At 73.3% G+C, this 20,930-nt stretch carries 18 protein-coding genes and 2 pseudogenes; 12 read left to right on the top strand and 8 right to left on the bottom strand.

From position 1 onward, the window contains the following. The first annotated feature begins 267 nt into the window (after window positions 1-267). From HTV45_RS16710 to HTV45_RS16730, 5 genes are all read left to right on the top strand, one after another. Window positions 268-774: a SigE family RNA polymerase sigma factor gene (locus tag HTV45_RS16710; protein ID WP_215206584.1), complete on the top strand. Its 507-nt coding sequence runs from the start codon at window positions 268-270 to the stop codon at window positions 772-774. Between the two features lie 11 nt (window positions 775-785). Continuing rightward, window positions 786-1,289 (top strand): cellulase, encoded by a 504-nt coding sequence (locus tag HTV45_RS16715; protein ID WP_215206585.1) that lies wholly within the window; start codon window positions 786-788, stop codon window positions 1,287-1,289. Between the two features lie 144 nt (window positions 1,290-1,433). Beyond that, window positions 1,434-2,729, top strand: a complete 1,296-nt coding sequence (locus tag HTV45_RS16720; protein WP_215206586.1) for a glycosyltransferase — start codon at window positions 1,434-1,436, stop codon at window positions 2,727-2,729. Continuing rightward, complete coding sequence (locus HTV45_RS16725; protein ID WP_215206587.1) at window positions 2,726-4,006, top strand: hypothetical protein; 1,281 nt, start codon at window positions 2,726-2,728, stop codon at window positions 4,004-4,006. The genes HTV45_RS16720 and HTV45_RS16725 overlap by 4 nt, the downstream gene beginning before the upstream one ends. Window positions 4,007-4,109: 103 nt before the next feature. Further along, window positions 4,110-4,499, top strand: a complete 390-nt coding sequence (locus tag HTV45_RS16730) for a hypothetical protein (protein WP_215206588.1) — start codon at window positions 4,110-4,112, stop codon at window positions 4,497-4,499. A gap of 146 nt (window positions 4,500-4,645) precedes the next feature. Here HTV45_RS16730 and HTV45_RS16735 read toward each other — a convergent pair whose 3' ends face one another. From HTV45_RS16735 to HTV45_RS16765, 7 genes are all read right to left on the bottom strand, one after another. Beyond that, a complete protein-coding gene (locus HTV45_RS16735; RefSeq protein WP_215206589.1) occupies window positions 4,646-5,665 on the bottom strand; it encodes a hemolysin family protein in 1,020 nt (339 codons plus the stop codon). Continuing rightward, window positions 5,662-6,999: a hemolysin family protein gene (locus HTV45_RS16740; RefSeq protein ID WP_215206590.1), complete on the bottom strand. Its 1,338-nt coding sequence runs from the start codon at window positions 6,997-6,999 to the stop codon at window positions 5,662-5,664. The genes HTV45_RS16735 and HTV45_RS16740 overlap by 4 nt, the downstream gene beginning before the upstream one ends. 177 nt (window positions 7,000-7,176) lie before the next feature. After that, complete coding sequence (locus tag HTV45_RS16745) at window positions 7,177-8,202, bottom strand: hemolysin family protein (RefSeq protein ID WP_215206591.1); 1,026 nt, start codon at window positions 8,200-8,202, stop codon at window positions 7,177-7,179. Beyond that, window positions 8,199-9,536, bottom strand: a complete 1,338-nt coding sequence (locus HTV45_RS16750; protein ID WP_215206592.1) for a hemolysin family protein — start codon at window positions 9,534-9,536, stop codon at window positions 8,199-8,201. Before HTV45_RS16750 ends, HTV45_RS16745 begins: the two co-directional genes overlap by 4 nt. Window positions 9,537-9,807: 271 nt before the next feature. Then, on the bottom strand, window positions 9,808-13,341 hold the full coding sequence (gene putP / locus HTV45_RS16755) for a sodium/proline symporter PutP (RefSeq protein WP_308309688.1): 3,534 nt from the start codon (window positions 13,339-13,341) through the stop codon (window positions 9,808-9,810). Between the two features lie 388 nt (window positions 13,342-13,729). Next, a complete protein-coding gene (locus HTV45_RS16760; protein ID WP_215206594.1) occupies window positions 13,730-14,668 on the bottom strand; it encodes a M56 family metallopeptidase in 939 nt (312 codons plus the stop codon). 6 nt (window positions 14,669-14,674) lie between these two features. Continuing rightward, window positions 14,675-15,064, bottom strand: coding sequence for a BlaI/MecI/CopY family transcriptional regulator (locus tag HTV45_RS16765; protein WP_215206595.1), 390 nt, complete (start codon window positions 15,062-15,064; stop codon window positions 14,675-14,677). A 147-nt stretch (window positions 15,065-15,211) separates the two neighbouring features. Here HTV45_RS16765 and HTV45_RS16770 point away from each other — a divergent pair. From HTV45_RS16770 to HTV45_RS16795, 6 genes and pseudogenes are all read left to right on the top strand, one after another. Further along, window positions 15,212-15,346, top strand: a pseudogene (locus tag HTV45_RS16770) (twin-arginine translocase TatA/TatE family subunit); the annotation flags it as partial. Between the two features lie 164 nt (window positions 15,347-15,510). Continuing rightward, window positions 15,511-15,717 (top strand): annotated as a pseudogene (locus HTV45_RS16775) (leucine zipper domain-containing protein); the annotation flags it as partial. Between the two features lie 362 nt (window positions 15,718-16,079). Further along, window positions 16,080-16,334, top strand: coding sequence for a LapA family protein (locus tag HTV45_RS16780; protein WP_215206597.1), 255 nt, complete (start codon window positions 16,080-16,082; stop codon window positions 16,332-16,334). Between the two features lie 271 nt (window positions 16,335-16,605). Next, window positions 16,606-17,598, top strand: coding sequence for a dihydroxyacetone kinase subunit DhaK (gene dhaK / locus HTV45_RS16785; protein WP_215206598.1), 993 nt, complete (start codon window positions 16,606-16,608; stop codon window positions 17,596-17,598). Window positions 17,599-17,648: 50 nt separating this feature from the next. After that, the gene (dhaL, locus tag HTV45_RS16790; protein ID WP_215206599.1) at window positions 17,649-18,266 is read left to right on the top strand and encodes a dihydroxyacetone kinase subunit DhaL; all 618 of its coding nucleotides are present in this window, start codon (window positions 17,649-17,651) and stop codon (window positions 18,264-18,266) included. Next, entirely contained in the window at window positions 18,259-18,669 is a 411-nt protein-coding gene (locus HTV45_RS16795; RefSeq protein ID WP_215206600.1) for a PTS-dependent dihydroxyacetone kinase phosphotransferase subunit DhaM, read from the top strand. Before dhaL ends, HTV45_RS16795 begins: the two co-directional genes overlap by 8 nt. A 29-nt stretch (window positions 18,670-18,698) precedes the next feature. Here HTV45_RS16795 and HTV45_RS16800 read toward each other — a convergent pair whose 3' ends face one another. Beyond that, complete coding sequence (locus tag HTV45_RS16800; RefSeq protein WP_215206601.1) at window positions 18,699-19,493, bottom strand: glycoside hydrolase family 75 protein; 795 nt, start codon at window positions 19,491-19,493, stop codon at window positions 18,699-18,701. 438 nt (window positions 19,494-19,931) lie between these two features. Here HTV45_RS16800 and HTV45_RS16805 point away from each other — a divergent pair, with 438 nt between their 5' ends. Then, complete coding sequence (locus HTV45_RS16805) at window positions 19,932-20,915, top strand: fibronectin type III domain-containing protein (protein ID WP_308309689.1); 984 nt, start codon at window positions 19,932-19,934, stop codon at window positions 20,913-20,915. Window positions 20,916-20,930 lie beyond the last annotated feature (15 nt).

A 20,930-nucleotide genomic window follows, 5' to 3' on the forward strand; every position in this document is an offset into this window, starting at 1 on the left:
CCCTGCCGGTCCGGGCCCCGGACCGGCAGGACCACGCGGGCGAGCGGTCCGTGACCGGACCGTACGACGGCACGCCGCCGTGCCCCGGCGGCCGCCGCACAAGGGCGGGCCGCGCACCCACCGATCGCCGGAAGGCGGTCCCGGGTGCGCGGCCCGCCCTTTCGCGCGCTCGAAGTGAGGTGGATCACACCGCTCGGGTGCATCGTTTCGCCGGGTCCCGGGTCTTTGAGTGGGTGTAAGGGGTTGTTCGCAGGCGGGGCGGTGGGGATGGAGCGGTTTCGGGCCGACGGCTTCGACGAGTTCGTGGCCGCTCGCTGGTCGACGCTGCTCCATGTCGCGCGTCTGCTCACCGGCGGCGACCGGCAGCGCGCCGAGGACCTCGTCCAGGAGGCCCTGGTGAAGCTCTGGTTCGCGTGGCCGAAGGTCGCCGAACAGGCACCCGAGGCCTATGTGCGCCAGGTGCTGGTGCGGATGGCGGCCCGTTCCGCCCGCCGCCGCTGGTGGGGGGAACGCCCGGTGGGAGAACTGCCCGACCGGGCGGGACCGGGCGATGTGTCCGCGGCCGTCGCGGAACGCTCACGGCTGGAGGCCGCGCTGGCTCTGCTGCCGCCGCGGCAGCGGGCCGCGGTGGTGCTGCGCTACTGCGAGGACCTGCCGGAGGGCCAGGTGGCACAGACCCTCGGCTGCCCGGTGGGCACGGCCCGCTCGCACGCGTCGCGCGGAGTGGCGCGGCTGCGGCAGATCCTGTCCGACTCCGTCCGGCCCGTGGGATGAGGGGAGCAGCGATGGACGACTTCGAGCGCGAGCTGACGCGCATGATGCACGACAGCCGGAGGCCTGCCTCCTTCGAGTCCGGGCAGCGGGATCGCCTGTACAAGGGCATCCGGGTCCGGCACCGGTCGCGGGTGCTGTGGCGGGCCGGCGGCTCGGCCCTCGCCGTGGCCGGGCTGAGCATCGGGCTGGCCCTGCTGCCCGGCGCCGGGTCGCGTTCCCTGCCCGCCGACCGCCCGCCCCTGCCGGTGACCGGTCCGACGCCGTCCCGGTCGTCCCCGCCGGCGTCCCCGCCCGCCGGGACTTCCTTCCCCAGCGCCTCCTACCCGCCCACGCACACGTCCGGGACCACGGAGACCGATGACGGCGACACCCCGACCTTCCCTCCCTCACGCACACCCGACGCGAGCACGTCGGCGACGTTCGCGCCCTCGGCCCCCGTCTCCACGGATCCGCCGGTCACACCGCCGTCCACGGAAGGGACAGGAGGTTCCTCCATGACGGCCGGCGGCGGCTGACCGACGCGCCGCCGTCCGTCCCACCCCCGGGGGTGTTCGCCCCCGGTCACCTCACCCGACGCCACCCGGGCGCCTCCCGCATGCCGTCACCAGCCCCACCAGGGCTCCGTCATGCCGTACGCCGGAAAGAGACCGTGATCCGTGATGAGAACAGCGAGGCCGCCGGACCCGACGGGCCGCCGCGCGGCAGCGCCCCCGGTGCCGGGGGCGCTGCCGCGCCGGGACCCGCTGCCCGCGCACCAGCGGGAGCCCGTTCTGGACGTGGTGGTGCCCGTGCACAACGAGGAGAACGACCTGGAACCCTGTGTCCGCCGGCTCCACGCCCACCTGACGGAGACGTTCCCGTACCCCTTCCGGATCACCGTCGCCGACAACGCCAGCACGGACCGCACCCCGCTCGTCGCCGAGCGACTGGCCCGGGAGCTGCCCGGGACCGAGTGGCTGAGGCTGGCCGCGAAGGGACGCGGACGCGCCCTGCACACCGCCTGGTCGCGGTCGCCCGCCCCGGTACTCGCCTATCTGGACGTGGACCTGTCCACGGACCTCGCGGCCCTGCTGCCCCTGGTGGCGCCGCTGATCTCCGGGCATTCGGACATCGCGATCGGCACCCGGCTGGCCCGAGGCTCCCGGGTGGTGCGCGGACCGAAGCGGGAGATCATCTCCCGCTGCTACAACGGGCTGCTGCGCGGCACCCTCGCCGTGGGGTTCACCGACGCCCAGTGCGGTTTCAAGGCGGTACGCCGGGACGTCGCCGAGCGGCTGCTCCCGCTGGTCGAGGACCGCGAGTGGTTCTTCGACACCGAGCTGCTGGTGATCGCCGAACGCGCCGGACTGCGCATCCACGAGGTGCCGGTGGACTGGGTGGACGATCCCGACAGCCGGGTCGTCATCCTCCCCACGGTGCTCGCGGATCTGCGCGGTATGGCCCGGCTGGGGCGGGCACTGACCCGTGGCCGGCTGCCGCTGTCGGCACTGAGCCGCAGCGAGGGACCGGCCGGGGACTTCGCGCTGCCGCCCGCCCTGGTCCCCCAGTTGCTCCGGTTCGCCGCCGTCGGGGCCGCCAGCACCCTGTTCTACCTGCTGCTCTACAGCGTGCTCCGGCCCTCGGCGGGCGCCCAGGCCGCCAATGCGCTCGCCCTGCTGGCCAGTGCCGTCGCCAACACCGCCGCGAACCGCCGGCTCACCTTCGGTGTGCGGGGACGCGGCGGGATGCTGCGCCATCAGCTCAAAGGGCTGGCGGCCTTCCTGGCCGGTCTCGCCCTCACCAGCGGTTCACTGGCCGCCCTGCACCGCGCCGCGCCGGGAGCGGACTCCCGCGTGGAACTGCTGACGCTGGTGGCCGCCAACCTCGCCGCCACCCTGGTGCGCTTCCTCCTCCTGCGGGCCTGGGTGTTCCCGGGCCGCCGCTCCCGCCGTACGACAGGACCCTCCGCCTCATGACCACCGCCGGGACACAGCAGGCCGCTCCGGCCACCACCCCCGTACCCCGGACCCGCCACTCCCCGCCGCCCGCCGTCCGGGCCACCCCGCGCGAGCGGCTGCGCCGGGCCGCCGGGTACTGCGGGCCGGTCCTCGCGGTGTACGGGGTGCTGAAGTTCGCGGGCTTCGCCGTCTTCATGTTCCTGCTGGACTCGGCGGGCGACTTCCGCGAGAAGCATCCGCGCTTCGGCGGCGGGGCCCACACCTGGGAGGTGCTGGGCAGCTGGGACGGCTGGTGGTACCAGCAGATCGTCCTGCACGGCTACGACCCGGCGCTGGAGCCCGTTCCCGGCGCCACCGGCATGATCACGCTCGAGGGCAACTCCGCGGCGTTCTTCCCTCTGTACCCGGCACTGATGCGGATCGTCTCGGAGGTGACCGGGCTCGGCCCGTACGGCGCCGGTATGACCGTGTCGGTCGTCTTCTCGTTCGTCGCGGCGCTCGGCATCCACGCCGTCACCACCCGGCTGGGCGGGTACCGGGCCGGCCTGGTCGCCGCCGGGCTGTGGGCGGTGTGGCCCGGTTCCGGCGTGGAGTGGGCGGTGTACTCCGAGTCCGTGTACACGGCGCTGGCCGCCTGGGCCTGTTATGCCGTGATGACCCGTCACTGGCTCACCGCGGGGATGCTGACCTTCACCGCCGGGCTCGCCCGGCCCACCGCGGTCACCCTGGTCGCCGCGCTGGCCGTGGCGGGACTCCTCGCGGTGCTGCGCCGTGAGGAGGGCATCCGCCGTCCGCTGGCCGCGGTGGTGATCGCACCCCTCGGCGCGGCCGGCTATCTGGCCTGGGTCGGCTACCGGATGGGCGACTGGGGTGGCTACAACAAGCTGCAGGACGGCGCCTGGGGCCACACCTTCGACTACGGCCGGCACAGCTTCGACGTGCTCACCTCCGTGCCCGTGGGCCGATTCGACTACCTGTTCGCGATGCCGATGGAGGACACGATCGGCGTCGGGGTGGTGCTGCTGGTGCCGATGCTGACCGTGCTGCTGATACGGCTGCGTCCGCCCGCCGTCCTGATCGTGTACACGGTCCTGTCGTATCTGATGGTGATGGCCACCCAGCAGTACTTCGGCAATGTGTCCCGCTATCTGCTCCCCCTGTTCCCGCTCCTCGTCCCCCTCGCCGTGGCCATGAGCCGCCTGAGCCGGCTCTCCCTGGCCACCCTCCTGGGCACGGCGGCCCTGGCCTCCGGTTCGTACGCGGGCTACGTCCTGTTCGAGCTGGGCGTGCCCTAGCCAGGGGGTGTCCGTCCCGGGTCCGACGGACGCGGCAACGCCACCGGGTGCGGGCGCCGGTGGGCGCAGTACGCTGACCGTATCCGGCCCCCGGGAGCTGACGATGTGGAAGCGCAGGAAGCGGCGTGCACGGCGTCCGCGGAGCTCCGCGCCGGAGCTGTGCGACCTCTGCGGGGACACCTTCCCGGCGGGTGAGGCGGTGCGCGGATATGTCGCGGACTCGTCGTCCGCCCACCCGACGGACGAGCGGCACGACGGTCTGCGCCGGGTGACCGCCTGCTGCGAGGCCCACTTCGGCATGATCCGTGAGGAGTACGGGCGACGCCCGTTCGTGGACGAGGAGCTGTGGGCCGCCAAGATCAGCCGGGTCATGATGTCCGGCCCGCCGGCGGTTCCCATGGTCCGGCTGGCCCGCCGGACCGGGCTGCACGAGCCCGACATACGGCGGGCGATCGCCTGGCACAACGAGCGACGCCGCCGGCTGGGCGAGTGACCGCGGGCGCGAGGGACGCCGGAACGCCTCCCGCTCCCCCGTGCCTCCTCCCGCTCCCCGGCCCGGACCCGCCCGGCAGGAGCCGGCCACCGGCCAGGGCTCCTGCCGCGCCCGCGGCACCGGCGTGATCCGGGCGAAGACCCCCGCTAGGCCGTCCGGGGCTGCAGGAAGCGGGCCAGCAGGTCGTCCAGGCTCACCATGCCGGTCAGCGCCCCGGAGTCGTCACGCACCACGGCGAGCGAGGAGCGGCGGCGGCGCAGCAGGTCGATGGCCTCGGCGACCGTCGCGTCCTCGGCCAGGCCCGGCACCGGTCGGGCCAGCGCGCGGGCGCTGGTGGCCCGCCCCCTGGAGCGGGCCACGACGGCGTCCCGGGCGTGCACCGAGCCGAGGACCGTGTCGTGCTCACGGACCAGCAGCCGGGTGCGATCCCGGTCCGCGGCCACGCGCAGGATCTCGTCCAGGCCGGCGGTGCCGTCCACCCAGACGATTTCGTCGGCCGGCACCCGCAGTTCCCGCACCGGTGTCTGGGGCTCGGTCAGCGAACGGGTCAGCAGTACCGAATCCCTCTCGCTGATCAGACCGAGCCGCTCGGACTCCGCGACCAGGTCGGTGAGCTGCTCCCGGTTGTGCACCGAGGCCAGCTCGTCGCGCGGGGTGACCCGGCACAGTCGTACCAGGACGTTGCTCACCGCGTTGAGGACGCGGATCAGCGGCCGTACGACCCGCACCACGGCCCGGAAGGGCGGGGAGAGCAGCATCGCGGACCGCTCGGGATGGGCGATGGCCCAGGACTTGGGGGCCATCTCGCCGAGCACCATGTGCAGGAACACGACCACGCTCATGGCGACCGCGAAGGCGACACCGTAGCTGAGGGCGCTGGGCAGGCCCAGCTCGTGCAGCAGCGGGTCGAGTTCGTGCGAGATCGCGGGCTTGGACACCGAGCCCAGGCCCAGGGTGCAGACGGTGATTCCCAGCTGCGCGCCGGCCAGCATCAGGGACAGTTCGCGCATTCCGGCGAGGGCCGCCTTGGCGCCGCCGCGGCCCTGGGCCGCGGCCTTCTCCATGCGGTGCCGTTTGGCGGCGACCAGCGCGAACTCCGCGGCCACGAAGAACCCGCTGCCGACCAGCAGCAGCACGGTGACGAAGACCGCCATCGGGAAACTCATACCTGCTCCTCCGTCACGGCGGCCTGCCGCTCGATGCGCACCTGTTCCGGCACATGCCGGTCGAGGGTGCGCACGTCGATCACCACGGTCCCGCCGTCGGGCAGCTGGACCGTGAGCCGGTCCCCGATGGCCGGGAAGCGGCCGAGCCGGTCGACGATCAGGCCGGCCACCGTGTCGTAGTCCTCTTCCTCGGGCAGCTCGACACCGGTGGCCTCGGCCACCTCGTCCAGTCTGCGGCCGGCGTCCACCAGCCAGCCGTCGCCGCTGGCGACGGCGACCTCGGTGACGGCGTCGGACTCGTCCGCGATGTCACCGACCAGTTCCTCGGCGATGTCCTCGTAGGTGACGATGCCGGCGACACCGCCGTGCTCGTCCAGGACGACGGCGAACTCGTCGTCGCGCTCCCTCATCTGGGTGACGGCGTCGGGCAGCGGAAGGGTTTCCGGCAGCAGCAGCGGCCGCCGGGCGACCGCGCCGGCCGTGGTGCCGGTGAGACCGTCCGCGGGCAGGCTCATCAGCTCGGCCACGCCGAGCACACCGCCGATGTCGTCGGGGTGGTCGCCGAGAACCGGATAGTTGGAGTGCCCGTGCACGGCGATCAGGTCGACCGCTTCGGCGGCGGTGGCGCCCTCGCGGACGAAGACGGCGTCCACGCGGGGCACCATCACCTGGCTCAGCGTCCGGTCGGAGAACTCCAGGGCGTGGTCGAGCAGGGCGGCGGTGTCCTTGGGCAGGGCGCCCTGCTCATGGGACTCGCCGATGAGGTGGCCGAGTTCCTCCAGTGTGGCGCCGTGGTGCAGCTCCTCGACCGGTTCGATGCCGACCCGGCGCAGCAGCCGGTTCGCCGTCGCGTCGAAGATGTGGACGACGGGTCCGACGATCTTCAGATAGGCCAGTGTGGAGCCGGCCAGCGCCTTCGCCAGACGTTCCGGCACGGCGATGGCGAGGTTCTTCGGGGCCAGCTCGCCCAGCACCATCTGGACGACGGTGGCCAGCACGAAGGCCAGCACCACCGCGATGCCGCCGACGGCGGCGTCGGGCAGGTTCAGGCCGGACAGCACGGGCCGCAGCAGTGCGGACACCGACGGCTCGGCGATGAAGCCGACCACCAGTCCGGTCACGGTGATGCCGAGCTGGGCGCCCGACAGCATGAAGGACAGCCGTTCCAGCACCTTCAGGGCGCGGGTGGCCTTGCGGTCCCCGGACTCGGCCTCGCGTGCCAGGGCGAGCCGGTCGGCGGAGACGTAGGCGAATTCCTGGGCGACGAAGTATCCGGTGCCCGCGGTCAGCACGAACACGGCCAGCACGCCCATCAGGGCGTTCGCGGCGCTCACCGGCGTGCTGCCGGCGAGGGGGCGTCCCGCCGTGGGTCGTACTCAGGGGGTTCCTGGCGGGACGGCCGGGGACTGTGCCCCGGGGGGTCCGTCGGTCTGGCGGACACGTACGCGCTCCTTCTGTGGGTGTGCGGGATGTGACCGGTCACGGCCGGGCCTTGCTCCCGGCCGGGACGGTCAGGCGGTGGCCGGGGCCGCCGGTCCGACCAGTTCGGACAGGACGTCCTCCATGGTCACGAACCCGATGACGGTGCCACTCTCCCCGACGACGGCGGCGAGATGGCTGTCCTCGGCCCGCAGGGCGGTGAGGGTGTCGTCCAGCGGGGTGTCGATGCGGACCCGGGTGACCTTGTGCAGCGCGGTGCGCGGGAAGGGCCGGTCGCGGTCGGTGACGCCGAGGGTGTCCTTGACGTGCAGATAGCCGAGGACGGCGCCGTCGGGTCCGGTGACCGGGAAGCGGGACAGGCCCGCCCCGGCGGCCAGCCGTTCCAGCCGGGCCGGGGTGATGGTGTGGTCGGCGGTACGCATCCGCTGCACGGGGACCACGATCTCGCCGACCGGACGGGTGCCCAGTTCCAGGGCGTCGCGCAGCCGCTGTCCGTCGGCGGGGCCCAGCAGCCCGGCGGCGCTGGAGTCGACGACCATGCGGGCGAGCTGGTCGTCGGTGAAGACGGACTCGACCTCGTCCTTCGGCTCGACGCGCAGCAGCCGCAGCAGGACGTTGGCGAAGGCGTTGATGCCGAAGACGAACGGCCGCAGCGCCCGGGTGAGCGCCACCAGCGGCGGGCCCAGCAGCAGGGCGGTGGGCACGGGTGCGGCGAGCGCGATGTTCTTGGGCACCATCTCGCCGATCAGCATGTGCAGATACGTGGCGAGGCTCAGGGCGATGACGAACGCGATCGGGTGCACCAGGCCGTGCGGGATGTGCACGGCCTCGAAGCCGGGTTCCAGCAGGTGGGCGATGGCGGGTTCGGCGACCGCGCCGAGCACCAGGGAGGAGACGGTGATGCCGAGCTGGGCGGTGGCCATCATCGCGGACAGGTGTTCCAGCGCCCACAGGGTCATCCGGGCGCGCTTCTCGCCCGCCTGGGCGCGCGGTTCGATCTGGCTGCGGCGCACCGAGATCAGGGCGAACTCGGCGCCGACGAAGAACGCGTTGGTCAGGAGGGTCAGGGCGCCGATGGCGAGTTGCAGCGCGGTCATCGGGTTCCCTCCACGGCCTGGGCGAGCGCGGCCATGGCCGGTTCGGTGACACGTATCCGGTCGGCGCGGTGGTGCTCGACCTCCAGGACGTCCAGCCGCCAGCCGTCCAGGTCCACCACGTCGCCCTTGACGGGGATGCGGGCCAGGCGGGTGGCGATCAGTCCGGCGACCGTCTCGTACGGGCCGTCCGGCGCGGTGAGTCCGATGCCGGTGAGCCGGTCGAGGCGGACGCTTCCGTCGGCCTCCCAGACGGCGCGTCCGTCCTCGGTGGCCGGAGCGGGCGCCAGGTCGGGGGCCTCGAAGGGGTCGTGCTCGTCACGGACCTCACCGACGACCTCCTCGACGATGTCCTCCACGGTGGCCACGCCGGCGGTGCCGCCGTACTCGTCGATGATCACGGCCATCGTGCGGGCGGCACGCATCCGTTCCAGCAGCCGGTCGGCGGGGAGGCTGTCGGGGACCGCCAGGGGCGGGGTGGTCAGCTCGGTGACGGGCGTCCCGGCCCGCCGCTCGGGCTCCAGGGCGAGTACGTCCCGGATGTGGACGGTGCCGACCACCTCGTCGAGGCTGTCGCGGTAGACCGGGAAACGGGACAGTCCGGTGGCGTGGCTGAGCGCGGCGGCGTCGGCGGCGGTGGCGTGCACCTCCAGGGCCTTGACGTCGACCCTCGGGGTCATCACGTTCTCCGCGGTCAGCTCGCTCAGGTGCAGGGTGCGTACGAAGAGTTCGGCGGAGTCCGCCTCCAGGGCACCCTCGGCGGCCGAGCGCCGGGCGAGCGCGCCCAGTTCCTCGGCGGTGCGGGCGGAGGCCAGTTCCTCGGCGGGCTCGAGGCCGACGCGGCGCACGAAGCGGTTCGCGGTGCTGTTCAGATGTCCGATGAACGGCCCGAAGGCGGCGGTGAACGCGCGCTGGGGCCCGGCGACCACCTTCGCGACCGCGGCCGGGCGGGAGATCGCCCAGTTCTTCGGAACCAGCTCGCCGATCACCATCAGGACCACGGTGGACAGCGCCACACCCAGCAGGGTGGCCACGGTCGGGGCGGCCCCGCCGAGGCCGAGGGCGCGCAGGGGGCCGCGCAGCAGCGCGGCGAGGGACGGCTCGGCGAGCATGCCGATCACCAGTGAGGTGACGGTGATGCCGAGCTGGGCCCCGGACAGCTGAAGCGTCAGACGCCGTACGGCACGCAGCGCGCTCTCGGCACCGCGCTCGCCGGCATCGGCGGCACGCTCCAGCTCACCGCGCTCGACGGTGGTCAGGGAGAACTCTGCGGCGACGAAGACCGCGCAGGCCAGCGTCAGCAGCAGAGCGAGCAGAAGCAGCAGGATCTCGGTCACCGTGCCACCCCCGCTCCCCTGCTGGCCGTATGGCACGGACGGGCGGTGGTGGCACGGCTGCTACTGGGAGGATCACCCATCGGGTAACCGTCGCTCCTTCTCGGACGCATGGGAGGAAATGTCGGGGAAACAGGATGGCCTGTTTCTACGCCAACTGTAAAGGAGCCGCAAAGTGACCGGTTGGGCGACCACGCTCTCACGGCACCGCGGCCGGTGCCGGAGCGCGCGGACGGACCAGGACGCCCGGGAGGTTCTGGGAGGGCCGAGGGGCTCAGGGGCCGACGAAGGGCTGTTCCGTCCAGATGACCTTGCCCGCCGATGTGTGGCGGGTACCCCAGCGGTGGGCGAGCTGAGCCACGATCATCAGTCCGCGTCCGCCCTCGTCCGTGGTACGGGCGTGACGCGGGCGCGGTGAGGTGCCGCTGGAGTCGGAGACCTCGCAGATGAGGTTGCGGTCCCGGATCAGCCGCAGGGCCACCGGGCCGGACGCGTGGCGGATCGCGTTGGTGACCAGTTCGCTGACGATGAGCTCCGTGGTGAACGCCAGGTGGTCCAGGCCCCACTCCGCCAGCTGGCGGTTGGCGCGGTTGCGGGCGTCGCCGACCGCGGCCGGGTCGCTGGGGAGATCCCAGGAGACGACCTCGTGCGGCGAGAGGACTCTGGTCCGGGCCAGGAGCAGCGCGGCGTCGTCGGGTGGCGGGCCGGTCAGCAGGGTGTCGACCGCGCGTCGGCCGGCCTCCTCCAGCGAGTGGCCGGGCAGGGCGAGCACGTCGCCCAGCCGGGAGATCCCCGCGTCGATGTCGCGGTCGGCGGTCTCGACGAGACCGTCGGTGTAGAGCGCCAGGAGACTGCCCTCGGCCAGCTCCAGTTCGACGGATTCGAACGGCAGGTACCCGAGGCCGAGGGGCGGCCCGGCGGGCAGGTCCAGGATCTCGGCGGTGCGGCCGGGAGCCAGCAGGACGGGCGGGAGATGGCCCGCGCGGGCCAGCGTGCACCGTCCGCCGACCGGGTCGTACACGGCGTACAGGCAGGTCGCTCCCATGAATCCGGCGCCTGCCTCGGCCGCCTGCTCGCTGTCGTCGTGCGCCCCCATCAGACCGATGACGAGGTCGTCGAGGTGGGCGAGGAGTTCGTCCGGGGGGAAATCCAGATTGGCGAGGGTGCGCACCGCGGTGCGCAGCCGTCCCATGGTCGCCGACGCGTTCATCCCGTGTCCGACGACGTCTCCGACGACGAGGCCGACCCGGGCGCCGGAGAGCGGGATGACGTCGAACCAGTCGCCGCCCACGCCGCTGGGGACGCCGGCCGGCCGGTACCACGACGCGACCTCGAGCGCGGATCCGCCCGTCAGGGCCTGCGGCAGCAGGAACTGCTGCATGGCGCGGGACGCGGTGCGCTCCCGGGTGAAGCGGCGGGCGTTGTCGATGGACACCGCCGCGCGGGAGACGATCTCCTCGGCGAGACGCACGTCGTCGTCCTCGAAGGGGGCGAAGCGCCGTGACCGCGCGAAGGTCGCCACGCCCAGGGTGACGCCGCGTGCCCGTACCGGCACCACCAGCAGCGAGCGGAAGTCGTAACTGATGATCGACGCGCCCAGCGTGGGGTCCTCGGTCACCCAGGGGCTGGCGGTGCGGTCCAGTGTGCGTTCCAGGAGCGTCCTGCTCTGCTGCAGACAGTGCGTCACCGGCGAGGAGGTGGCGCGCCGGACCGCCTCTCCCACGACCAGCGAGCCCTCCGGGCAGCCCGCGCGTATCGAGGCCTGGCCGGCGCGGCGGATGACGGGGGCCATGCCCACCGGTCCGGGAGCCGGCTCCTCGCCCCTCATGACGGAGTCCAGCAGGTCGACGGCGACGAAGTCGGCGAGGGGCGGGACGGACTCCTCGGCCAGTTCCTGCGCGGTGCGCCAGATGTCGAGTGTGCTGCCGATCCTGGAGCCGACGTCGTTCAGCAGGGCGAGGCGTTCCTGGGCACGCCGGCGTTCGGTGACGTCGATGAGCATGTACAGGATGCCCACGGTGCGGTCGCGGCGGTCCCTCATCCCGAAGAAGGACGCGGAGATCGTGCGGGCGCGCTCGGGGTCGTCGGTGGTGGTGCGGAACTCGCAGTCCATGACGGGGCGTCCCGTGTCGAGGACCGAGCGCATCCTCTCCTCGAAGAGCGCCGCCTCCGCCGCCGGAAGCACGTCCTCCACCTGCCGTCCCAGTCGGTCGCCCAGGGGCACCAGGCGGTCCAGGGGGTCGTTCACCCAGACGTAGCGCAGATCGGTGTCCAGGACCGCCAGGCCGACCGGGGCGTGGGCGAGGAAGGAGGTGAGCATCAGCTGGCTCATGCCTCCCCCGGGCATCCGCCAGAACGCCCGCTTCGGCGGCCGCCCGGCGTACCGTCCGAACAGGAGGGCGGCGGCCGTGGCCACCAGGACGCCCGGGACCATTTCGTAGACCCCCGACTCGAGCGGTCCGAGCAGGGGGTTGATCCGGTCCCAGAGCAGTACCGTGCCCGCGCCCGCCACGATGCCGGCCATCGCCCCCGCCCAGGTCATGCGGGGCCAGTACAACGACAGCAGCACGACCGGCCCGAAGGCGGCTCCGAAGCCCGCCCAGGCGTGGGCGACGATGTCCAGCAGCCCGTCGCCTCTCAGCGCGACGACGAAGGCCACCACGATCACCAGGACCACCGTGCCGCGTCCCACCCAGACCAGCGCCCGGTCGGTGGCCCGCCGGTTGAGGAAGGCCCGGTAGAAGTCCTCCGTCAGTGCCACGGACGAGACGAGGAGCTGACTGTCCGCGGTCGAGATGACGGCGGCGAGCACGGCGATCAGCATCACGCCGGCGACCCACGGATTGAGCAGGAGCTGGGACAGGGCGATGAACACCGTGTCCGGCGCGGCGAGCGAGGGTGCGAGTCTCCCGATCCCCGCCAGGCCGACGAGGGTGGCGCCGGCGAGCACGACCACCACCCACGCGGTGCCGATGCGCCGGGCCGCGGGCACGTCGCGGACACTGCGGATGCTCATGAACCGGGCCAGGATGTGGGGCTGCCCGAAGTATCCGAGGCCCCAGGAGAGCAGCGAGACGATCGCCACGACCCCGAGGGCGCCGTCGGCCGACCACAGACCGCCCCCGTAGCCGACCCGGGTGCCGGGGTCGCGCAGCGCGGGCTCCCGGCTGTCGAGGGCGTCGCCCAGGGCGCCGAAACCGCCGAGGGAGACGACGGCGGTGACGGAGAGCGCCACCAGCGCGACGAGCATGAGCGTGGCCTGCATGACATGGGTCATGCTCACCGCCAGGAAGCCGCCCAGGCACGAGTAGATGACGATGACCAGGGCGGTGAGGCTGACTCCCAGCCCGAAACGGAGATCGAATACGGTTTCGAACAGCAGTCCGCCGGCCACCAGGCCACTGCTGACGTAGAGGGTGAAGAACACCAGCGTGACCGCGGCCGAGACCAGTCTGAGCATCCGGGTGCGGTCCTCGAACCGCTCCTCCAGATAGGCGGACAGGCTCACGGCGTTGCCGGCCCGCTCGGTGTAGGTGCGCAGCCGCGGCGCCACGAAGAGCCAGTTCAGGTAGGTGCCGGCCGCGAGGCCGAGGGCGATCCAGGCGGAGCCGGTGCCTGCCGCGTAGACGGCGCCGGGCAGGGCCAGGAACAGCCAGCCGGACATGTCGCTGGCGCCGGCGGACAGAGCGGCCACGGACGGCCGCAGCCGGCGGCCGCCCAGGGCGAAGTCGGAGAAGGTGCGGTTGCGGCTCCGGGCCCAGAGTCCGGTTCCGACCATGGCGGCCACGTACAGGATGAACGTGGTCACGATCGGCGCACTCAAGTTGAACATAAGTCCTCGCCCGGGAAGTCCGCGATCGGGGTATGCCCGCGTTCGTCGGTCCGGCTGCCCGTCGGTCCGACAGTCCGGCACCTCTGGCACTTTGGCACTTCGGCGTTAAATCTACCGATTCCGTACATCCGTAACCATGCGGAAGACAGGACCACCGCGGGACGGACTCCGGCGGACCCGCGGGCCGCGCGGTCGGGAGTGCGGCGCCACGGCCACGGGGCAGCCCGCCCGCCGCGGCACGGCACAGGTCACCGGCCGGCGGCCGCCCCGGCACACCGGGCGCGTCCGCAGCGTGGGCGAGGACGGGCGGGTCCTGCGGGAACGGGGCGTCCCGACGGGGCGTCCCGCCTCTCCGCCCGTCCGCTCACAGGGGTGTGGCCGCGTACAGGATGAGGGCCATCGTCACGGCGGAGTTCGCGGACGACATCGCGGACGTGAGGGCTCCCGCGGCGGCGCCCCACGCCGCCAGCCCCACCAGGGTGAACAGCGAGGGCCAGCGCCGCACGGCCGGGGCGGGGCCGAGCAGGGCCGCCACCCGGCGCGGAACCGGCCCGGCCGCGGCGAGGCCGGCCAGGGTCGGCACCGGAGTGCTCCGCGACACCAGGGCGGCCCTGCCGATCGCGTGCGCCACCACGCGGCGGCTGCCGACCGTCTGCGCGGCCTCCTCGTCCGCCCACCGCTCGGCCGTGTAGGCCACCGCGGTCCGCAGCGGCCGCAGGAACGGGTTGGCCCGCGCGGCCAGCTGGACCGCGAGAAGGAAGCGGTGGTGACGGGCGGCGAGATGAGCCCGCTCGTGCGCGAACAGCGCGCGGCGCTCGGGCGGACCGAGGTGCCCGAGCAGCCCCGTGGTCACCACCACCCGGCCCGGACTCCGTCGCCCGCCGGGCAGCGCGTACGCGTACGGCGCCCCGTCGGAAAGGACCGCCACCCCGGTCCCGCGCAGCCCGGCCAGCGCACGGTGGGCCCGGCGGCGCACCCGGCCGTGCCGCCACAGCGTCCGGCCGCACGCCAGCAGGACCGCGCACAGCGCGGGGATCGCGGCCTTCCCGACGATCTCGTCGTACGGGACGGCCGCGCGCACCTCGGGGTCCGACCAGCCGTCCGGCAGGGGGTTACCGGGCAGCTGGGCGGTGCCGACCACCATCACCAGGGCCAGGCACACCGTGCTGCAGACCGCCATCACCGCGGCCACCCCGGTCAGCAGCCGGGTCGCGGTACGCGGATGCAGGTGATGCTCGGCGAGGCGCGCGATCGGCCAGGCGGTCAGGGGCAGCACCAGCGGCAGAAAGACGAACACCCCCATGACGGCTCAGAGTTCCCCGTCGTTCCCCGGCCGGCCCAGCAGCTCCCGCAGGAGGCGTTCGTCGTTCGGTCCGAGGCCGGTGACGAAGCTGGCCAGTACGGCCTCCCGGTCGCTCTCGGCGTCCAGCACCTTGCGCATCTTGTGCGCGGCCAGGCCCGCCTGGTCCGACGCGGACGTCCACACGAAGGACCGGCCCGCGCGCTGACGGGTGACCGCGCCCTTGGCCAGCAGCCTGGTCAGGATGGTGATGACGGTCGTATAGGCGAGATCCGTGCCGAGGCGTTCCTGCACCCAGCCGGCCGTCACCGGGCCGTCCGCCTCCCGCAGTGCCGACAGGACCAGCGCCTCCAGCTCACCCTGCCCCCGCCGCCGGGCTCCCTGCCGCTGCTCCGTCACGCCCTGACTCCCTTCCGCACCCCCGGTTTCCCGGGCAGTCATCGTAGCGACGCCCTCCCGGAATCCCCGCGCCGCACACGGGAGCCCAGCTTTACTCTACAGTGATGTAGAGGTGCCGCCGGGCCCCGGAGAAGGAGCAGGACATCCATGTTCGGACTGAGCGAGCTGGCCGTCATCCTCGTCGTCGTCGTAGCCGTCCTCGCCGTCAGAAAGCTCCCGGACGTCGTCCGCTCCGCGGGGAAGTCGGCCCGCATCCTCAAGGCCGAGTCGAGCGCCCTGAAGTCACCCGTGGCCGAATGGACCGAGCGCCCTGGCGGCGCACCGCAGCGGGACGGCAGGCCCTAGGTGTATTGATCACGAGCGTTGTCAACGCTGGCGGGGCTTGAACATGGCGAAGACCTCCGGTGTGGTGGAGCTGTCTAGGACTGCACCGCACGGAGGTCTTCGTGTCCCACCGTAATGCCCGGCTGACCGTTCACGGCAGGCGGCTGCTCATCGAGCGTGTCCGCACCGGCCGCCCTGTCGCGCACGTCGCAGCGGAGATGGGCATCTCGCGTGTCACGGCCCACAAGTGGGTCCGCCGCTGGAGGTCCGAAGGCGAGCAAGGGCTGCACGACCGCTCCAGCCGTCCCCGCACCACGCCGCACCGCACTCGGCGGCCACCCACCGATCAACCGCGTGAACAACGCTCCGGGTCAATACACCTGGGCCGCGGCCGTCCCTTCCGCGCGGGAAGCACGCGCGAGGCGGACCCGGCGCCCTGCCCCCGCCTCGCGGAGCGCGACGACGTGAACTCCCGCAGCCGGGCTCCGGCCCGGGGCCGTCCGGAAGGACCGGGGCAGGAGTGCCGGCCACGGCGGCTTCACGGTCCTTCGCGGTCAACCGGCTGCCGGAACGGGACGCACCGTGCCCGTGGGGCATCCCGTGAGGGAGTGGTGGTGGATCTCGCACTCGGGGGCGGGGACCTCAGGTCGGGGAGTCGCCAATGCGGGCACCTGGTCAGATAATAGGACGTATGGTCCGGAACACCGAACACGCGTACGGTCCGCCGACCGTGACGGTCAAGGGGCGGAACGTCAGGCTGCGCACCATCGGCTTTCTGCTGCTCGCCGGTCTGGCCGTCTGGTTCATCGCCGCCAACACGGAATCGGTCAGCATCAGGCTGTGGGTCTCGACCGTCACGCTGCCACTGTGGTGCGTCCTCACGGTCACGCTCCTCGTGGGCATGCTCCTCGGCCGGCTCGTCGCCCGACGCCGCAACCGCCGGTAGGGGCCGCGTGGTCACGGACGCACTCCGGCCCGGGCCCTGCCCGGGCGTTCCCATGAGGCCATGGCGGGCGGACGCGCCGTGACGCGCGTCGGCCGTGGCAGGCCCTGCCGTGCCGTTGCCGTCGCGCCCCGGCTCCGGGCACGCCCGGGCGCCCGCGCACGTGACCTTCGCTCCCACAGGGCCGATACTTCCGACAGGAGGACCTGAGCCGAGACCCGCATCCCACCACCCGGCAGATCCGACACACCTGCCGGAGCCCCAGGAGGTACCCATGAAGATGCTGATCAACGTGCCGGAGACCGTGGTCGCGGACGCGTTGCGCGGAATGGCGGCGGCGCATCCGGACCTGTCGGTGGATGTGGAGAACCGGGTGATCGTCCGCAAGGACGCCCCCGTGGCCGGGAAGGTGGGTCTGGTGTCGGGCGGGGGTTCCGGGCACGAGCCGCTGCACGGCGGTTTCGTGGGGCCGGGGATGCTCTCGGCGGCCTGCCCCGGCGAGGTGTTCACCTCGCCCGTGCCCGACCAGATGGTGCGGGCCGCGGCCGCCGTGGACAGCGGGGCCGGGGTGCTCTTCATCGTGAAGAACTACACCGGGGACGTGCTCAACTTCGACATGGCCGCGGAACTGGCCGAGGAGGAGGGCATCCGGGTCGGGAAGGTACTGGTCAACGATGATGTGGCGGTGACCGACAGCCTGTACACGGCCGGCCGCAGGGGCACCGGCGCGACGCTGTTCGTGGAGAAGATCGCGGGCGCCGCGGCCGAACAGGGACTGCCGCTGGAGCGGGTGGAGGCCCTCGCCCGGCAGGTGAACGAGAACTCCCGCAGCTTCGGTGTGGCACTGAGCGCCGTCACCACCCCGTCCAAGGGCACACCGACCTTCGACCTGCCCGAGGGGGAGCTGGAGCTGGGCATCGGCATCCACGGGGAGCCGGGGCGCGAGCGGCGGCCGATGATGACGTCCGGGGAAATCGCCGAGGCGGCCGTCGACGCCATCCTGGCGGACATCACCCCGCGCAACCCCGTGCTGGTTCTGGTCAACGGCATGGGCGCCACCCCGCTGCTCGAGCTGTACGGCTTCAACGCCGAGGTACAGCGCGTACTCGCCGAACGCGGGGTCCCCGTGGCCAGGATCCTCGTCGGCAACTACGTCACGTCCCTCGACATGGCGGGCGCCTCGGTCACCCTGTGCCAGATCGACGAGGAACTGCTGCGGCTGTGGGACGCGCCGGTGCGTACCGCGGGGCTGCGCTGGGGCATGTGAGCGGCGGCGGTGTGAACGGTTCCGGAGTACCTACCACGCAAGGAGTTCCCGTGCTCGATGCCGACTTCTTCCGCCGCTGGATGACGGCCGCCGCCGCGTCCGTGGAACACGAGGCGGAACGGCTCACCACTCTCGACTCACCCATCGGGGACGCCGATCACGGCAGCAACCTCCAGCGCGGTTTCCGGGCGGTGCGGGACGCGCTGGACAAGGAGCCGCCCGCCACCCCCGGAGCGGTGCTGACCCAGGCCGGGCGCCTGCTCATCTCGACGGTCGGCGGCGCGTCGGGCCCGCTGTACGGCACCCTGCTGCGCCGTACGGGGAAGACCCTCGGTGACGCCGCCGAGGTGGACCAGCGGCAGCTGGCCGAGGCGCTGCGTGCCGGAACGGAGGCGGTGATGCGGCTCGGCGGCGCCGCGCCGGGCGACAAGACGATGATCGACGCGCTGGTGCCGGCGGTGGACGCGCTCGGCGACTCCTTCACCGCGGCCCGTGACGCGGCCGAGGAGGGAGCCGTCGCCACGACGCCGCTGCTCGCCCGCAAGGGCCGGGCCAGCTATCTGGGCGAGCGCAGCATCGGCCACCAGGACCCCGGGGCCACGTCGGCGGCGCTGCTGATCGCCGCGCTGGCCGACGCGGCGGCGGACGCGGAGGCCGGCGGTGAGTGACGCGAAGCCGGTGGGCATCGTCCTGGTGTCGCACAGCGCGGCGGTGGCCGAGTCGGTGGCAGAGCTGGCGAAGGGACTGGCGGGCGCCGGCGACACGGTTCCCGTGGCCCCGGCGGGCGGCACCGAGGGCGGCGGCTTCGGCACCAGTGCCGAGCTGATCTCCGCGGCGGCCGCGTCCGTCGACCGCGGGGCCGGGGTCGCCGTGCTCACCGATCTGGGCAGCGCCGTGCTCACCGTGAAGGCGCTGCTGGCCGAGGGGGACGAACTCCCCGCGAGCACCCGGCTGGTGGACGCGCCGTTCGTCGAAGGGGCGGTGGCGGCGGTGGTCACGGCGTCCACGGGGGCGGACCTGTCCGCCGTGGAGGCTGCGGCCGGGGAGGCGTACGCCTACCGCAAGGTGTGAGGGGGACGCGCTGACGCCCGGCCGCGTGGTCAGCCGTCGCCGTCCACGAACTCCCGGGCCAGCCGTTTCCCCTTGGTGACCGCGCTCTCGTGGTCCTCGACGGGGGTCACCTCGCTGTCCTTGAACACGATGTAGGTGACCCCCGAGGGGGTGCCGCCGGCCCGTGGGTCGGGGTCGATGCCCAGCGACTCGGCCGCGGCGTAGGACGCCTCACCGATGATGTCCCGGGGGCCGGTGTCGCCGACGACCGCGTAGCGCACCCGGTCGCGGTAGACCACCGCCGCGACGGAACCGCCGCGCACACCGTGGGACCGGTAGTCCCAGGCGGCGCTGGGGGCCGGCACCACGACGTAGGGCAGTTCCTCCGCGCTCAGCGGACGGCCGTCGGACTGGGCGAAGGCGGTGGAGGCGGAGAAATGGGGGTCGGTACGGGCGTTGCAGTGGCGGCCGGGGCGGCCGTCGCAGTCGATGTCCATATCGGCCTTCCAGAACACGGCGTCGCGGGTGCCGCACACCGGGACGGTGGACCGGGCGCCGTGGTCCGTGCGGTAGCGGCCGCGGGAGACGGGCGTGCACGCGCGCACCCTGCCCAGCAGGTCGGCGGCGCTGACGGGGTCCGCGCTCCGTTCGGCGGCGGGCCTGGAGTGCCGTGCCGCGGCGGGGTCCGCGGCACGCCTCGGCGTGGCGGGGTCCGCGTACCGCGGGGTGACGGGCCTCGCGTGCGGTACCGCGGCGGGGTGCGCGCGCCGTGCGGCCGGTTCCGCGCGGGGCTGGGGTGCGGCGGCGGGTGGCGCGGAGGGGGCGAGCAGGGCTACACCGGCCATGGCCAGAGTGAGCGACCGGACACGGGACACGATCAGGAAGGCCTCTCGTCGGGGACACTGACGCACACATTCGGGCACTTTGCACTATTTCTCCCGAATATGATGGTGTGACGAGTCCCGGCGAGGCCGGACGACGCACGAACGCACCAGCGACCGCGACGAGGGCCGGAGCCCGGGCCGTACCGGCTCCCGCCGCCCGGTCGCCCGCGTCCCGGCACCGCGTCCACGACCGCGGCACCCCCGCCACGGGCCGAACACCAGCGCAGCCGCGGCACCTTCGACCCGAGCGGACGCGCGGCACCCACACCGCGACACGACACCGCACCTCCCACCCTCTTGATGGGGACGCGTCAGGAGCGGCATATTGGTACGGACCAATATCGGACCGGTCCCGTGCCCCACCCGGGAGGCAGAATCGTGCGTGGCGTTCACCCAGCCGTGTCCCGGCATCGCCTCCTCGCGCTCTGCGGGGCGCTCCTGCTGGTCGCTTCCTGCCGGTGGGGCGGATCGGACGACGGGGCGGGCGAGCGGCCGCCCGGGGCCCCCACCGGTGTCACGGCCGAGGCGGGCAGCGCCACCAGCGTGCATGTCATGTGGAACGCGGTCGCCGCCGTCGATGCGCGGGTGAGCCGCTACGAGGTGTACCGGGGCACCACCAGGGTCAAGGAAGTGCCGGGTTCCGCACACATGGCTGACGTCGCCAGGCTCCGGCCCGCGACCACGCATGTCTTCACGGTGCGGGCCCGGGACGCGGACGGACGGCTGGGTCCGCCCAGCCGGGCGGTACGGGCGACGACACCCGGGGCGGTCACGGCCGACGACTCCCCGCCCACCCGTCCGGCCGAGCCGCGCGGCCGGGCGGCCGGGAGCCGGGCGGCCCAGCTGTCGTGGGCCGCCTCGACGGACGACCGGGACGTGGTGTCGTACGACATCCACCAGGGCGGGAAGAAGATCCACAGTGTGGGCGGGAACCAGACGTCCACCGTGCTCACGGGACTGCGGCCGGGCACCCGTTACGCCTTCACCGTCCGGGCCCGGGACGCGGCCGGCAGTCTCTCCCCGCCCGGCGCGACCGTCCGCCTCACCACCGCGGGCGGCGCCGGCCCCGGCCCTGCCGCCACCGCGCCGACCGCCTTCCGCGCCACGAGCGCGGAATCCGGCGGCGCCCACCACCTCGCCCTCGACTGGGTGCCGCCGCGTGTGGACGGGGTGGTCACCGAGTACGAGGTGTGGCTGGACGGCCGTGCGGCCACCTCGCTGGTCTACGGCGGTGACCCACCGCGCGACCGGGCGGCCTACCGCTTCTACCTGGGCCGGGAGCCGGGAGTCAGCCATCGGGTGCGGATCCGCGCGCTGCTGCCGGACGGGACCTGGGGCGGCTTCTCCGCCGAGCGCACGGTGACGACGGGCGGGCGGCGCTGAGACGGTGCCCCGGGG

The sequence above is a fragment of the Streptomyces sp. CHD11 genome (assembly GCF_018638295.1).
Lineage (GTDB): Bacteria > Actinomycetota > Actinomycetes > Streptomycetales > Streptomycetaceae > Streptomyces.